The 13,975-nt window shown below is 64.4% G+C and carries 11 protein-coding genes and 1 tRNA gene; 10 read left to right on the top strand and 2 right to left on the bottom strand.

Annotated elements, in window-relative coordinates; translation table 11 throughout:
* Nucleotides 1–216: 216 nt before the first annotated feature.
* From CJ028_RS14795 to CJ028_RS14775, 5 genes are all read left to right on the top strand, one after another.
* On the top strand, nt 217–732 hold the full coding sequence (locus CJ028_RS14795; protein ID WP_105035998.1) for an amino-acid N-acetyltransferase: 516 nt from the start codon (nt 217–219) through the stop codon (nt 730–732).
* Nucleotides 733–929: 197 nt separating this feature from the next.
* Nucleotides 930–3,584: an ExeM/NucH family extracellular endonuclease gene (locus CJ028_RS14790; RefSeq protein WP_105035997.1), complete on the top strand. Its 2,655-nt coding sequence runs from the start codon at nt 930–932 to the stop codon at nt 3,582–3,584.
* Nucleotides 3,585–3,774: 190 nt separating this feature from the next.
* Complete coding sequence (locus tag CJ028_RS14785; protein ID WP_105035996.1) at nt 3,775–6,198, top strand: 5'-nucleotidase C-terminal domain-containing protein; 2,424 nt, start codon at nt 3,775–3,777, stop codon at nt 6,196–6,198.
* A 55-nt stretch (nt 6,199–6,253) separates the two neighbouring features.
* A complete protein-coding gene (locus CJ028_RS14780) occupies nt 6,254–6,901 on the top strand; it encodes a hypothetical protein (protein WP_105035995.1) in 648 nt (215 codons plus the stop codon).
* A gap of 226 nt (nt 6,902–7,127) precedes the next feature.
* Nucleotides 7,128–7,535 carry a dehydrogenase gene (locus tag CJ028_RS14775; RefSeq protein WP_240607321.1) on the top strand — a complete coding sequence of 136 codons (408 nt, stop codon included), beginning with the start codon at nt 7,128–7,130 and terminating at the stop codon, nt 7,533–7,535.
* Between the two features lie 87 nt (nt 7,536–7,622).
* Here the strand turns inward: CJ028_RS14775 and radA are convergent, their stop codons facing one another.
* The gene (gene radA, locus CJ028_RS14770) at nt 7,623–8,984 is read right to left on the bottom strand and encodes a DNA repair protein RadA (RefSeq protein WP_105035993.1); all 1,362 of its coding nucleotides are present in this window, start codon (nt 8,982–8,984) and stop codon (nt 7,623–7,625) included.
* Nucleotides 8,985–9,021: 37 nt separating this feature from the next.
* Here radA and CJ028_RS14765 point away from each other — a divergent pair, with 37 nt between their 5' ends.
* Genes CJ028_RS14765 through CJ028_RS14750 form a run of 4 tightly spaced genes read left to right on the top strand, consistent with a single transcriptional unit; the run spans nt 9,022 to nt 12,624 of the window.
* Entirely contained in the window at nt 9,022–9,447 is a 426-nt protein-coding gene (locus tag CJ028_RS14765) for a hypothetical protein (RefSeq protein ID WP_205684061.1), read from the top strand.
* Nucleotides 9,444–10,742 carry a hypothetical protein gene (locus CJ028_RS14760; RefSeq protein WP_105035991.1) on the top strand — a complete coding sequence of 433 codons (1,299 nt, stop codon included), beginning with the start codon at nt 9,444–9,446 and terminating at the stop codon, nt 10,740–10,742. The genes CJ028_RS14765 and CJ028_RS14760 overlap by 4 nt, the downstream gene beginning before the upstream one ends.
* On the top strand, nt 10,739–11,497 hold the full coding sequence (locus CJ028_RS14755) for a hypothetical protein (RefSeq protein WP_105035990.1): 759 nt from the start codon (nt 10,739–10,741) through the stop codon (nt 11,495–11,497). Before CJ028_RS14760 ends, CJ028_RS14755 begins: the two co-directional genes overlap by 4 nt.
* Nucleotides 11,494–12,624, top strand: coding sequence for a hypothetical protein (locus CJ028_RS14750; RefSeq protein ID WP_105035989.1), 1,131 nt, complete (start codon nt 11,494–11,496; stop codon nt 12,622–12,624). The genes CJ028_RS14755 and CJ028_RS14750 overlap by 4 nt, the downstream gene beginning before the upstream one ends.
* Nucleotides 12,625–12,629: 5 nt before the next feature.
* Here CJ028_RS14750 and CJ028_RS14745 read toward each other — a convergent pair whose 3' ends face one another.
* A complete protein-coding gene (locus tag CJ028_RS14745; protein ID WP_105035988.1) occupies nt 12,630–13,400 on the bottom strand; it encodes an SGNH/GDSL hydrolase family protein in 771 nt (256 codons plus the stop codon).
* 86 nt (nt 13,401–13,486) lie between these two features.
* Here CJ028_RS14745 and CJ028_RS14740 point away from each other — a divergent pair.
* Nucleotides 13,487–13,576, top strand: a tRNA-Ser gene (locus CJ028_RS14740).
* Nucleotides 13,577–13,975 lie beyond the last annotated feature (399 nt).

The raw sequence follows: 13,975 nt of genomic DNA, 5'->3' as shown, positions 1-13,975 counted from the left end.
ACCGCTAGTTTCAACAGAACAGACAAGGCCCGGCAGATTCGTCTGCCGGGCCTGTTCTGTGTCCGGGGCGGCCCTGCGTGCGCACAACACCTGCAAATTCTGAAGCATCGGATCAAGTTGCGCGTCTTTCCAAGAGTTTCCGGTCGAAGCGAACACGAATTGCAGGAGTTATGCGCGGGGGAGAGCCGATGGAACGGGGATCAATAGACTGGAGGAGTGAATTTGGAAACGGGATACACGGTACGCCGCGCTCGCACGAGTGACGTGCCCGGCATTGAGGCGCTCGTCGAACCGCTCGTGCAGCAGCGCATTCTGCTCGGCAAGGACCGCGTCGTGTTCTACGAGGCGGTGCAGGAATTTCGCGTGGCCGTGGACTCCTCCGGCAAACTGATCGGCTGCGGCGCCCTGCACGTGATGTGGGAAGACCTCGGGGAAGTGCGCACTCTCGCCGTCGACGCCCAGTGGCTCGGGCTCGGCGTCGGTTACACCATGATGCAGCGCCTCGAAGCGGATGCCCGCGACCTCGGCCTCAGCCGGCTGTTCTGTCTCACCTTCGAGGTGGGTTTCTTCGCCCGCAACGGGTTCAGTGACATGGGCACCGAAACCGTCGATCCGGCCGTCTACGCCGAGCTCGTACGCTCGCCCGATGAAGGCGTCGCCGAGTTTCTCGACCTGGCTCGGGTGAAGCCCAACACGCTCGGCAACACCCGCATGGTAAAGCGCCTGAACTAGCGAATGTGGGCGCGATCGGCCTGATCACGGCTTAAAGCGCTGCTCATAGGAGCAAAATACGAGGTGTTCACCCCCCGGACACGGGCCGTCGCTAGGCTGCGATTAATTGCACCCGCCAATCCGTGGGCCGGGAGATCTGTCGATAGCGCGACCCCGGGTGCAATGACACGACCATCGTTCTATGAATGAGGAGATCCATGTCATCCGCCGTTCGCCGCCGTTCCAGGCTGGTTTTCGCCACATTACTTGGGGTGAGCCTTGCGGCCGCCCCGCTCATTGCCGTACCGGCCAGCGCCATTATCGCCGGCACCGGGGTTGTCATCAACGAGGCGTATCTGAACGGGGGAAGCTCGGGCGCGACCTTTTTGAACAAGTTCGTCGAGCTGTACAACCCGACCGCCGCCGACGTGTCGCTCGACGGCACCTCCATTCAGTACCGTTCCTCCGGAGGAACCTCGAACCCGACCGGGGTCGTCGCCCTGAGCGGCACGATCGCCGCCGGCGGCTACTACCTCGTGCAGGGCAGCTCGAACGCGGCTAACGGTGCAGCGCTGCCGGCTCCGGATGCCTCCTTCGGCACCTCCTTCGCCGCCGCCTCCGGCACGATCTTCTTCGCCAACCAGCCCACGGCGCTCACGGCGCCCGCTACCGGGTCGCTCACCGGGCAGTCCGAGATTCTCGATCTGCTCGGCTACGGCAGCTCGAACACTTTTGAGGGAACGGCTGCCACCGCGGCATCCGTCACCACGTCGGTCAACCGCACCGGGTTTGTCGATACCGACGTCAACGCTGCCGACTTCACCGCATCAGCCCCAACGCCGACCAACACCGCCGGCGACACGGGGACACCGGTCGAACCCGAACCAGACCCTGACCCGACCCCGGTACCCGACGAAGTGACCGCGATTGACGCGATCCAGGGAACGACCGACACGAGCCCGCTCGCCGGAACCGTCGTCAAGACAACCGGCGTGGTCACGGCCGCGTATCCGACCGGCGGTTTTGATGGGTTCTACCTTCAGACCGCAGCAACCGGCGGTGATGTGGACTTCGCCAGCCACACCGCCTCGCACGGTGTCTTCGCCTACTCCAGCACGGCTACCGCCGACGTGCAGATCGGCGACCACGTTCAGGTCGTCGGCACCGTCGTGGAATTCTTCGGGATGACCGAGGTCACCTTTGGTACCGTCGAGGACGTCACCGAGCTCTCCACCACTGACGTGGTCGCCCCCACCCCGGTCACGGTGGCATTGCCGACCAGCGCAGAACAGCGCGAAACCCTCGAGGGCATGCTGCTCACCCCGCAGGGCGACTTCACCGTCACCAACAACTACACGACCAACCAGTACGCCGAAATCGGCCTCGCAGCCGGATCGACCCCGCTCGTGAACCCGAGCGTAACGGCCCTGCCCGGCTCCACCGAGTATCAGGCCGCCCTCGCCGAGAACGCCGGCCGAGCCGTTACGCTCGACGATGGTGCCACGACCAACTACCTGGCCGCGGCGAACCAGGGCAGCCCGGTTCCGTACCTCTCGACCAGCGAACCGGTGCGCATCGGTGCCGCGGTGTCGTTCCTGTCTCCGGTCATCTTCGACTTCCGCAACGATGTCTGGAAGTTTCAGCCGGTGACGGCGCTCGTGTCGTCCAATGCGGCGACGGTGCAGCCGGTGACCTTCGCCGATACCCGCACGAGCGCGCCGGTCGACGTGGGCGGAGACATCCGTTTGGCCAGTTTCAACGTGCTGAACTACTTCTCGACCACCGGCGACTCGCTCACCGGCTGCAGCTACTACAACGATCGGGCCGGCGTGCCGACTACGGTGCGCGGCGGATGCGACGCCCGCGGCGCCGCGACCCAGCTCAGTTTCGAACGCCAACAGGCCAAGATCGTCGCGGCGATCAACGCCCTCAACGCCGATGTCGTCTCGCTCGAAGAGATCGAGAACTCGGCGAAGTTCGGCAAGAACCGCGACGACGCCCTCGCCAACCTGACCGCAGCGCTCAATACTGTTGCCGGCAGTGACGTCTGGGCTTTCGTGGCCTCGCCGGTCGCGCTTCCGGCCAGCGAAGACGTGATTCGCACGGCGTTCATCTATAAGCCGGCCGCCGTCGAAACGGTGGGGGAGTCGGTCATTCTCACCGAATCCGTGGCGTTCAACGGCCGCGCGCGTGAGCCGCTGGCTCAGGCGTTCCAGCTGGTCGGCAATAAGAAGAGCAGCTTTCTCGCGATCGTGAACCACTTCAAGTCGAAGGGTTCCGGCACCGGGGACGATGCCGACCAGGGCGACGGCCAGGGTGCGTCGAACCCCACTCGGGTGGAGCAAGCCACCGCGCTCGTGGCCTTCGCCGATCAGGTCAAGGCTGATTCCGGCATCGACCGGGTCTTTCTCACCGGCGATTTCAACGCGTACGACCTTGAAGACCCGATTCGGGTGCTGCTTGACGCCGGCTACATCAACCAGGGCGACAAGAGCGGCGAGTACACCTACGCCTTCGGCGGCACGGTCGGCTCACTCGACCACGTGTTCGCCTCGCCCGAAGCGGATGCCACGGTCAATGCCGTCGACGTCTGGAACATCAACTCCGTTGAATCGGTCGCCCTCGAGTACAGTCGGTTCAACAACAACGTGACCGACTTTTACGTCGCTGACGCATTCCGCTCTTCTGATCACGACCCGGTCGTGCTCGGCCTAAACCTCGCCACGCCCAAGACGGATAAGCCCGACAAGCCAGAGAAGCCGGGCAAACCGGACAAGCCAGAGAAGCCGGGCCTGCCCGACAAGCCGGGGCACCCCGGCCACCCGGGTCAGCCCGGTAAAGCGGCATTGCCGGGCCTGCTCACCGCGCAGTAACTCACAGTCGTGCGGGGCTCTGGCCGATACCGGTCCGGGCCCCGCACTCCAGTCGCCCTGAAAGTTTCAATTCGAGCGGCCGGTCCAGCGCTCATAAGAGCAAACTTCGACCACTTTTCCGTGAGGACACCTGCCGTCGCTAGGCTGCACCTAAGCGTGTATTTTCACAGACGTTTCACAGGGGAGAGCAATGATTCACCGTTCCACGAGCGTTAAGAAGCTCATCCTCGCATCCGTTGCCGGGGTGAGCCTGGCGGTTGCACCGCTGGTCGCGCTGCCTGCCATAGCCGCACCCGGGGCTCCGGTCCTGATTAATCTGCTCAATATCAACGACTTTCACGGGCGCATTGACGCCAACACGGTGAAGTTCGCCGGCACCGTTGAAACGCTGCGAGCCGAGTACGGCGACGCGAACTCGCTGTTCCTCTCGGACGGCGACAACATCGGCGCGTCGCTGTTCGCCTCGGCGTCGCAGCAAGATCAGCCCACCCTCGACGTGCTCAACGCGCTCGACCTCGCAGCCTCGGGCGTGGGCAACCACGAGTTCGACCAAGGCTTTGGCGACCTTACCGGTCGGGTGGCCGCCGCGGCCAACTTCGACTATCTCGGAGCCAACGTGTACAACGCCGGCACCGAGACCCCCGCGCTGCAGGAATACGCCATCATCGACGTGGCCGGCATCACGGTGGGCGTGATCGGCGCCGTGACGGAGGAAACCCCGACACTCGTCTCGCCCAATGGAATCTCCAGCCTCAGCTTCGGTGACCCCGTCGCCGCGGTCAACCGCGTGGCCGCTGAGCTCACCGACGGCAACGATGCCAACGGTGAAGCGGATGTGCTGATCGCCGAGTACCACGAGGGCGCCGGCGCGGGAACCCCCGACGGCGCGACGCTCGAGCAGGAACTCGCCGCCGGCGGGGCCTTCGCGAGCATCGTGAACGAGACCTCCGCCGAGGTCGATGCGATCTTCACCGGTCACACGCACAAGCAATACGCCTGGGACGCACAGGTTCCCGGCGCAGCCGCCGGCACGACTCGCCCGGTGCTGCAGACCGGTAGCTACGGCGGGAACATCGGCCAGGTTGTGCTTAGCTACGACAGCGATTCCGGTGCCACGAGCACGGTGAAAAACCACAACGTGGCCCGCTCGACCTCGCCCGACGCCGGCCTCGTGGCCGCCTACCCGCGCGTTGCCGAGGTCCAAGCCATCACGAACGCCGCGTTGGCCGAGGCTGCGGTGCGGGGCAATGTTCCGGTCGGATCGGTAACCGCTGACATCACCCGGGCGTGCATTGGCGGAGTCGCACCGTGCGCCGAAGACCGCATGTCCCCGTCGGCCATGGGGTCGCTCGTGGCCAACGCACTGCGAGACTCGCTCGCCGACCCGACGATCGGCGCAGCCCAGATTGGCGTCGTCAACCCCGGTGGTATGCGCACCGACCTCTCGCTCGCTCCCGACGGTGTGGTGACCTACGCTGAGGCGAACGCGGTGCTTCCGTTCCTGAACAACCTGTGGACCACGAGTCTCACCGGCGCGCAGTTCAAGACCGTGCTCGAGCAGCAGTGGCAGACCAACGCCGATGGCACGATTCCGAGTCGGCCATTCCTATCGCTGGGCCTGAGTGACAACGTCAACTACACCTTCGATGACAGCCGTACCGCGGGTGATCGCGTGACGAGTATCTGGATCGACGGAGTTCAGATTGACCCGGCGCAGTCCTACCGCATCGGTTCGTTCAACTTTCTGCTCACCGGCGGCGACAACTTTCGCGAGTTCACGAATGGCACCGACACCCGCGACTCGGGGCTGGTCGACCGCGACGCCTGGATCTCCTACATTCAGGCGAACAGCCCGCTCACCCCGTCGTTCGCCGCCAGCCAGGCGACGGTCACCGGGGCTCCGACGGCAACTGTTGATCCGGGAGACATCGTCACCCTGACGGTCGGCGACCTCAACCTGACCTCGCTCGGTGCACCGAAGAATACGACGCTGAACCTCGCCTGGGCGGGCAATTCGACCGACCTGGGTGCGGCATCCGTTGATGCAACGGGCACCGCGGCCGTGAGCTTCGCCGTCCCCATGAACGCGCAGGCCAACAGTGTGCTCGAACTGACCGCTCCACAAACCGGCACGATCGTGCGGTTAGCCATCTCGGTCAACGCCGTCGTGGCGCCGGCGGTTGCTGCCACTCCGGCCGACGAATCGGCCCTCACCACGGCCCTGAAGGACCACATCGCTCCGCTCGAAACGAACTACCACGCCGGCGACACGATCAGCATTGCTGTCGGTGAAGAGTTCTGGGGCGAATACGTGTCGGTCTGGGCTCGTTCCGTTCCGGTGCAACTCGGCGGTTGGTTGCAGGTCAACCAGCAGGGCACGGTGACCACCGTGCTGCCGAGTGACCTTGCGGTCGGCACGCACCGAATCATCGTGCAGAATTCCACCGGCGCGGTGATCGGTTGGGCCGTGATTGAGGTGCTGGCCGACGGTACGACGGCCCTCGCCAGGACGGGCATTGACGGTAGCCCATTGCTCTACGGTGGAGCGCTGCTCCTGCTGCTGGGCGCTGTGCTCTATGCCCGTCGGCGCAGGGGGGAATTCGCAGAAAACTAGGCGACACGCGCGCCAGTACCGGCACCGGTACACAGAACTTCAATAACCTTGGGGCATGTCGACGATCCAGCAACCGGTCGGCCGCCAGTCCAGCAAGGTGTACCGGCGCCGGCGTTTCGTAGTGGGGCTCGGCCTGCTCGCCGTGCTTGTCATTCTTTTTCTTATCATCGTGCAACCGGGCGTGAGCAAGGGCGATGGCGATTCGCCCAAGACGCCCGCGGCCGACACGACCGAGTCGGCCACGCCAACGGACGCCGCCACCACCATTCCGGAGGTCGCCACCGCCGTCGGCGGCGCGGCCTGCGACCCGTCCGCGGTGCAGGTTGCGGCCGTCACCGACGCGACCAACTATGCCGCCGGCGTGCTGCCGCAGCTGTCGCTAAGCCTGACCAACATCGGAACCACCGACTGTGTGATCAACGCCGGAAATGCCAAGCAGGTGTTCACCGTGATGAGCGGGCAGGACGTCTACTGGACCTCCACCGACTGCCAGACCAACCCGATCGACGCCCAGGTCACACTCAAGCCCGGTGTGGTGATGCCGCTGGCGACACCGATCACCTGGGATCGCACTCGATCGGCCGTCGACACCTGCCAGGCCGAAACCCGCACCGCGGTTCCGGCCGGCGGAGCCTCGTACTACCTGCATGTGACCGTGGACGGCATCGAAGCGGCCGACCCGGCGTTGATGATCCTGAACTAGGGCTCATCTGCCCCTGCTGGCGCTCGGTTTGGGGGCTAATTCAGGAGATCCGGTCATGTGCGCCATTTCGACCGGCGGACCAGCGCCGCGCCTGCCCCGATACACGGCAGATCTCCTGAATTAGCCACATGGGCGACCATGACCCGGGTGCGGGCCGCGGCATCCGTTCGCTCGTGGCATGCGTTGCCAGCTGGGCGCGCACGGCCACGCCTGATTGAATGGATGGGTGACCGATACGACTGCCAACACCCGTTCCGAGGCGCTCGCCGCCGCACTGGCAGCGCAAGACGTCGTCGCCGTCGCCTATGCGTTGCGCAATGACTACATGATCGTGCCGCAACTCGTCGTCAACGGCGAGGCCGCTCAGGTGCGCGTGTTTGGCCGTGAAGGCTCAGACAAACGGATGCTGCTGCTCTTCTCCGCCGCGGAGAACTACGTGCGGGTGGTCCCCGACGACGTGGATCCGCAGGTCATGGTCTGCGACGGCCAGTGGCTGCGGGAATTTCTCACCGTGCACGCCTCGACCCTGGAGATGGTCTTCTTCGACATTGCCGGACCCAACGTGATGCAAGCAGCCCCGGCGGACCTGCTGAAGGCTCTGAGCTCTGAACTCGGCCGTAGCGACGACGACTAACCGCCCCGCAAACCGGGATCGGCTGACGGAAGGTCGCGAGCCAGCGCGGGCGATCCGGCCCAGAAGGCCGAGTTCAGAAGGCCTGGTTTAGAAGGCCCGATCGAGTTCGGTGTCGCGCGGAGTGCGGCTGGTGCCGAGAGCCAAGGCCACCGCCGCATGGATCGATCCGCAGGCCGCATCGATCTGGGTGGTGAAGCCGAGGCGCACGGCCTCGTTCACGCGCTGCTTCGACATGAGCGCCCCGCGCACCTCGCCGGCCAGGCTGATCTCGCCGAACGCAACCACATTGTGCGCCACGGCCAGCCCGGTGAACGCTGACGCGATGGCCAGGGCGATCGCCAGGTCGGCGGCCGGCTCACTCAGACGGATGCCGCCGACGGTCGACACGTACACATCTTTGGTGGAGAGGTTCATTCCCGCGCGCTCCTGCAGCACCGCGAGCAGCATCGCTACCCGGGCGGAGTCCACGCCGCTGGTAACGCGGCGGGGGTTCGGCGCCTGGGTGTCGGTGACCAGTGCCTGCACCTCCACCGGCATCGCCCGCCGGCCTTCCAGCGCAACGGTCACGCAGGTACCGTCTACGGGTTCGGTGGCGCGGCTGAGGAACAGCCCGCTCGGGTCAGGCACCTCGGCGATGCCGTCGCCGGTCATCTCGAAGCAGCCGACCTCGTCGGTGGGCCCGAACCGGTTTTTCAGCGCGCGAATGAATCGCAGCGAGGTCTGCCGGTCGCCCTCGAACTGGCAGACCACGTCGACCAGGTGCTCGAGCACCCTCGGCCCCGCAATCGAGCCGTCTTTAGTGACGTGGCCGACGAGCAGCACCGGCAGGCCACGATCTTTGGCCACTCGGATCAGAGTGGATGCGACCTCCCGCACCTGGCTGGGCATGCCCGGCGACCCGTCGGAGAGCGCACTCGACACGGTCTGCACGGAGTCGATGATGATGAGGTCGGGCTTGACGGCGTCGATCTGCCCGAGGATCACACCGAGATCGGTTTCGGCGGCGATGTACAGCTCTGGTTCGAGGGCGTTGGTGCGTTCCGCGCGCAACCGCACCTGGCTCACCGATTCTTCAGCGCTGACGTAGAGCACGCGGCTCTTCGCGGCGGCGGCCTTGGACGCGACCTCGAGCAGCAGGGTGGACTTGCCGACGCCCGGCTCCCCGCTGAGCAGAATCACCGAGCCGGGCACGATGCCGCCGCCGAGCACCCGGTCGAATTCGTTGATGCCGGTCGGCCAGTGGGCGGCGGCATCCGTTTCAACGTGGGTGATGGGTCGGGCGATACCATCGCCGACGAGCGTGATGGCCTTGAGCTTGCGGGTGATTCCGGTCGCCTGGCCGGCATCGACGACGGTGCCCCACTGCTGGCATTCGCCGCAGCGGCCCGCCCATTTCAGGGTGGTCCAGCCGCACTCGGAGCAGCGGAAAGTAGAGACGGATTTTGCCATGTTTCGAGCCTAGCCGGGGCCACCGACAGGCGGATCCGTGGCGGCAAACGGCAGCTCGAACCTGCAGTTGCGGTCGCAGAACGTCAGCCTCGGCCGTATCCTGAACAGAACGCAACTGCAGTGGGGAGAAAGAGGAGCAATGGCCGACCTATGCGTCAACACCCAGTCATTGAGGGGGCTGAGTGACGAATTGACCATTGTCGCGCGGGAATTCAACGATGCCAACACGCGAAGTGACACGATTGCGGCGGCCGTTGGGCATTCCGGGCTGGCCGACGCTGTGACGGATTTTGCTCACGGCTGGGACGACCGTCGCTCCGAGATGGTCGACTCGATTACTTTTCTCGCAGAAGGCGCGGCTGGCTGCGCGGACACCTTTGACGACGTCGACAACCAGCTGGCGAAGTCGATTGAAGTTCCGCCCGCGATGGCGGCGACGTCAACGGGAAGTGTGGCGCAATGAGGCCCATCGACTGGACACCGGTCAGCTGGGGTTCCGACCCGGTTCCGGGGGAGCCGGGGATCGTGCAGAGCGGCGGGTTCTCCTATCTGGAGGTTGCCGACGCGATCCTGAGTGCCGAACAACGACTGCGCAACCTTGACGCCGGGGGCAACGTGGTCTCGGAGGCGGTCGAAGCGCTGCAGGAGACCGCGAACACGGTCGCCGACAACATTTTGCTGGCCGAGCGGCGCTACCGAGCCGTCGGTCAGGCGTTGGTGGACTATGCGCCCCAGTTGGATGCCGCGCAGCAGGAGTCGCAGTCTGCGCTGGAAAGCGCTCGTATCGCCCGGGAAACAGCAGACGAGTCCAGCGCGCATCAGCGTCACTACCTGCGGTTGGCCGCCGATGACAACGATCCTGTGCAGGCGCTCGCGTACACGAACGTTGCCGAAACGTTTGAAACGGATGCTGTGTCGGCATCCGCTGGCGTCGGCCTGGCCATCGCCCGAATTAATGACGCCGTCACCAGCCGTGACCGGGGCGCTGAGACTGCACGCAGCAGTATTGAAAACATCACTTCCTCGGATGACCTCAACGACGGTTGGTGGGAGAACTGGGGAAAGGACACACTCGCCGTCATCACGGACATTGCGGGCTGGGTTTCGGCGATCGCGGGCGTACTTGCCCTGCTGGTTTCGTGGATTCCGGTCGTGGGCCAGCTTCTGGCTGCGGCGCTTCTCGTGGTCGCCGGACTCGCAGCGGTGGTCAACGCGATCGGAAATATCGTGCTCGCCTCCTCCGGAGAACGCAGTTGGGCAGAGGCCGGACTCAGCATCGCCGGAGTGGCGCTGTCCTTCATTGGCATGGGCGCGGCGGTGAAAGTCGTCGGACGAGTGCTCATGATGGAGAAAGTCACCATGAAGGTGGGGCAGCAGATCACGGTCAAGCAGTCACTACGGTTGCGACCTGCCGATTGGAAACAGTGGGCTGGTGACATGCGAACTCCAGTGACCCCGCCCGTGAATGGGCAAACCATTTGGCGTGCCTATGGGGGCAAGGCCAACGCCACTGGAGGCTCGTGGAGCCCGGTCGATGTACAGGGGCTGAGTAATCCGCGAATGCAGATGGGCCTTCCCGATGACAACGGTATGAGCCGTGTGGTCGTCGCGCGTCTCGATGACGCCGAGGCCGTACAGACGGTCCGCCACGGCTTGCCGTATGAAGGAAATTTAGGCGGTGCGCCGGAGTATCGCATCCCGTGGGATGCCCAGGGCGGAATTACGGTGCTGAACGACCTGCCGTTCGTTGTTCCGTGAACGTCTGGCGACGCACCGTCGCGCAGCTGGCCTACCCCTACGACGTGGGTGTTTGGGGCCAGCCGGGCCATTTTGTAGCGCGCGAGCTGCAGGCATCCGCTCGTATCGGTGGCTGGAACCGCGGGGTTTTTCTGCGCAATACGAGTGTGGATTCCAGCCTCCCCTCGACGTATTTGTTTGCCCAGGCTCGTGCTCGTTCCGTGGCCGATTGTTCCGACCGAGAGAGCTGGATGGTTTCAGCGGTCGTTTACGCGGTTGACGGTTCAGAGACGCCGGCGAACGCTCGTGCGGAAATCATCAGGCTCGGCTCGGTCGGTGCGTTGGCCGAGGTGGAATTTGTCGCTGACGCCGCCCGGGCTTGCAAGCTCCAAGCGGATGCCGACCAGATCTACAATGAACGTCGCGCCGAGACGCCGTGGATCACCGATCCGACCTATGCGGGCGATTTTGCGGGGGCGCAGTGGGCGCAGGACCTGAGCGGGTCATTCGGCGCTTTTCCCATTAATCTTCTCAAACGGGAGTACCCCCCGTTCCTTCACATGTTCGCGGCGCTCCGCCCTCCGCCGGGGTGGCCAAGTGCCAGTCTCGTGCTCGCCAATCCGACGCCGATCACAGACCGGTTCGAGCTGTTTCCCGTTGACGCCCGCGAGAACGAAGTCGACGTGACCGAGGACGCACTGCGTGGCCGTCGCGCAGCGCTGTGCACCGTGCGGATAGGGTCGAAAGACGAGATTGATGTGGAGAAAATGTCATGACGAATGAACTGCCCGACAGCATTCTCGTTGCTGCCACGGCCGAGGTCGGCTCGGCGCACTTGGCCACCGCACTTGAGGATCAGGACGTCGACGCCATCGGTCGGGCGCTCCGCCTCGACTTTGTCGTCGTGCCGTTGTTGCGAAATGCTGCCGGTACGCTCGAGACCCGCGTGTTCGCCGCCGCAGACTCTACGGTGGGTGCCCCCCGCTTCAATCTCTGTCTGTTTTCGTCCACCGAGACGTTCGCACAGTTCATCACCGACATTTCCGACCGCGAGTTTGCCTTACAGCGTGGCGCCTCCCTGGTGCCGTTTCTGATTCAGCATGCCGATTTTCTCAATGCGGTCGTGTTCGACCCGGCCGGCCCTCATCTGATGTCCGCGTCCGTTGCCGACGTGGTCGCCGCGTTGGAACCGCAACCCGGTGATGACGAGGCGGCCTGGGTAACCGGCGATACGCATCCGCCTGAATTTCGAAGCGATGGAGACCCGAGCCTGTCGCTGGTCACCGGCTTTGACCTGCCGCTTTCCGGGGACTGGTTTTCGATCGCTCTCAACGATGCCGCCGCACGAGACGCGAGTGTCAAGCAACTCGTCAATCGCCAGCTTAAGGGGCTGCCGGCGGCGCCGGTGTTGCGACGAGAACTCGCCCGCTGGCTCACCGAAACCTGCATACGTGCGGCTGCCGGCGGAGCCGAATTTATGGCCTACCTGTTGCAGCGCAACCGCACCGGGGCGCTCGCGCTGAATGTTGTGTTGTACTGGCAGCAACTCGGCCCGGCCCAGGGCGGCCGCACCCATCTCGAGAGCATGGCTAAGCGGCTGAGCGAACGGCTGACCCCCGACGCGAAACTTCTCAGCGCGGTCACCCAAGCGGGCCCACTCGTGAGGCACAGCAGGGTGACGAGCGCGTCGGCCGACGTGGGTGCGTCAGACCTACCGCTTCTCATCGTTGACTACTGGATTGAGTTTCCCGACCATCGCGGCTTGTGTCTGATCACCTTTTCCAGCCCGCATGTTGATCTCACTGACACCCTGCTGACCTTGATGGACAATATTGTGTTGTCGGGGTCATGGGAGTTGGAGACCCCAATGGGGGACGCCGATTCGGTCGTTGCGGAGCAGTGAGCCGATCAGGTTACTGACGCCCCCTTCAGCGCTAAAACCCGCGCGACCTCGGCGCTCATCGCTGGCAGAAATGCCTCGGCCCAGGACAGGTAGCCGCGGTCGTTGGGGTGGAACAAATCCCGGGCGACGTGCGTCAGGATGCTGCGAAAGCCGGCCCGTTTGGTGGTCGAGTGCAGCGGAACCACCGTCAGCTCGTGTTCGTCGGCGACGCGTCGAATGATCGCGTTGGCCACCGCGACCTTGACCTCGTTCTGCGGCAGGTGAAAGCACGGCAGGTCGGCGATAAGGGTGTGCGGCGGCAGCGCGGCGAACACGGTGCGAATGTCGGCTTCGAACGCCGCTGGGTTCCACTGGGCGATATCGTTGGCACCGATCGCGACCGTGACCAGATCGGGCTCCAGCTTGGCGAAGCGCGGAAGCTGGTCGCGCACGGCCAAAGCCACTGTGGCGCCCGACACGCTGAGGTTCACAACGCGCACCGTCTGACCGGTGACCAGCCGCACGTGATCGGCGAGCACGCCGACGTAGCTCTTGTTCGGGTTGGAAGCCCCGATACCTTGGGCTGCGCTGTCACCGATGGCGACATAGAGCAGCTCACCTGGGTGCTTGGCGTTGTCGCGCCACCAGGCGGAATGCATCGGTAGGGTTTCGTTCAGAATAGCCTTCTGCTGTTCGAGGTCGCGGCGAAACCAGGTGGTGGCGAGCACGATGCCGGTCGCGACAACGGCGACTCCGGTAGCGATTAAAGAGCGGATGCTGGGGGTTGGTTCGCGCATCCACTGAGGCTACTCCGCGGCATCCGTGTGTCTGCTGCATGTTCACCGATTCGCGCCAGACCCCAGTCTCTACTAGAATCGACGGCGGTACCGTGTCCGAGCGGCCGAAGGTGCGACTCTCGAAAAGTCGTGTGGGGGAGACTCCACCGTGGGTTCAAATCCCACCGGTACCGCCACGAAAAACCCTCTATTCCCCAGTGTTTGACTGGGGAANCCGGTACCGCCACGAAAAACCCTCTATTCCCCAGTGTTTGACTGGGGAATAGGGGGTTCTTCTTTGCCCGGGTGGTCCAGTGGTAACGCAGCGGTAACGGAATACCTGTGAGTGGGTGTGATCAAGTGCGAGTTGCGGCACACTCCAGCCCCCTGGGTGCCCAGGGCGCTTGAGGGTGGCTCGTAAAGGTTGACATCTTCCGGAGAGCCGCTTGTTCATATTGAGCATTTTTGAGGCTCTCATGACGTAACCGTGGGTCCGTTGGGAGCGCCTTAACGGCCGCACGCCGCTCTCCGCCTAGGTTTCTAACTGTCAAAGGTAAGAAACTCGGGAACGGAAAAAGCGGCGTGCGAACTCTAAG

The sequence above is a fragment of the Cryobacterium aureum genome, assembly GCF_002954245.1.
GTDB classification, from domain to species: domain Bacteria; phylum Actinomycetota; class Actinomycetes; order Actinomycetales; family Microbacteriaceae; genus Cryobacterium; species Cryobacterium aureum.
This window is presented reverse-complemented; position numbering and strand designations above follow the sequence as displayed.

Bases quoted from the DNA above. Each gene is read 5' to 3' on its own strand.
- CJ028_RS14790 (WP_105035997.1), top strand. From the start codon at position 930: ATGTCATCCGCCGTTCGCCGCCGTTCCAGGCTGGTTTTCGCCACATTA.
- CJ028_RS14785 (WP_105035996.1), top strand. From the start codon at position 3,775: ATGATTCACCGTTCCACGAGCGTTAAGAAGCTCATCCTCGCATCCGTT.
- CJ028_RS14780 (WP_105035995.1), top strand. From the start codon at position 6,254: ATGTCGACGATCCAGCAACCGGTCGGCCGCCAGTCCAGCAAGGTGTAC.
- radA (WP_105035993.1), bottom strand. From the start codon at position 8,984: ATGGCAAAATCCGTCTCTACTTTCCGCTGCTCCGAGTGCGGCTGGACC.
- CJ028_RS14760 (WP_105035991.1), top strand. From the start codon at position 9,444: ATGAGGCCCATCGACTGGACACCGGTCAGCTGGGGTTCCGACCCGGTT.
- CJ028_RS14750 (WP_105035989.1), top strand. From the start codon at position 11,494: ATGACGAATGAACTGCCCGACAGCATTCTCGTTGCTGCCACGGCCGAG.
- CJ028_RS14745 (WP_105035988.1), bottom strand. From the start codon at position 13,400: ATGCGCGAACCAACCCCCAGCATCCGCTCTTTAATCGCTACCGGAGTC.